The organism is Pseudomonas sp. RA_35y_Pfl2_P32 (genome assembly GCF_963970735.1).
In the GTDB taxonomy this organism is placed as follows: Bacteria; Pseudomonadota; Gammaproteobacteria; order Pseudomonadales; family Pseudomonadaceae; genus Aquipseudomonas.
In genome coordinates this window covers 1-255 of the sequence record NZ_CAXAQF010000436.1, presented here as the reverse complement: position 1 = coordinate 255, position 255 = coordinate 1, and the positions used below count along the sequence as shown (strand labels likewise).

Sequence of the window (255 nt, the reverse complement as noted above, 5' to 3'; positions counted from 1 at the left end):
ACTGAAAGTGCGAACCACAGTCAACAGTGAGAAGGAGTCCACACATGAAGCTTATGCGCATTGGGGTCGACCTGGCCAAGAACGTGTTTCAGATCCACGGCGTGGATTGTCATGAGCGGCCAGTCTGACGGCAACGTTTACCTCGTGATCGCTGGCTGCAAACGGTGCTGGAGAAGATCGAACCCGGCGGTGAGATCGGCATGGAAAGTTGTGGCGGTGCGCACCATTGGGCGCGGCAGCTACAGGCACGCGGTT

General features: G+C 57.6%; 1 pseudogene. It reads left to right on the top strand.

The window, feature by feature from the left end:
• Positions 1 to 44 precede the first annotated feature (44 nt).
• Positions 45 to 255, top strand: a pseudogene (locus tag AACY45_RS29425) (IS110 family transposase); the annotation flags it as partial.